This window comes from Pseudomonas sp. G5001, assembly GCF_013385475.1.
Classification (GTDB): domain Bacteria; phylum Pseudomonadota; class Gammaproteobacteria; order Pseudomonadales; family Pseudomonadaceae; genus Aquipseudomonas.
Map to the genome: position 1 here is coordinate 1 of NZ_JACAPZ010000069.1, position 413 is coordinate 413.

General features: G+C 58.8%; 1 protein-coding gene. It reads left to right on the plus strand.

Annotated elements, in window-relative coordinates; translation table 11 throughout:
• A partial coding sequence (locus HX805_RS32135) for a ribonucleotide-diphosphate reductase subunit beta (RefSeq protein WP_177117660.1) occupies positions 1-413 on the plus strand: 413 nt, incomplete at both ends.

Here is a 413-nt window from a genome sequence, read left to right on the forward strand (position 1 = left end):
GTTGACGAAAAGCGCATGATCAACTGCCGCGCCGACCTCAACCAACTCGTACCTTTCAAGTACGACTGGGCCTGGCAGAAATACCTCGACGGCTGCGCCAACCACTGGATGCCGCAAGAGGTCAACATGACCGCCGACATCGCCCTGTGGAAAAATCCGGAAGGCCTGACCGACGACGAACGTCGCATCGTGATGCGCAACCTCGGCTTCTTCTCCACCGCCGACTCCCTGGTTGCCAACAACCTGGTACTGGCCGTGTACCGCCTGATCACCAACCCGGAGTGCCGCCAGTACATCCTGCGCCAGGCCTTCGAAGAAGCGATCCACACCCACGCCTACCAGTACTGCATCGAATCGCTGGCCATGGATGAAGGCGAGATCTTCAACATGTACCACGAGATTCCATCGGTCGC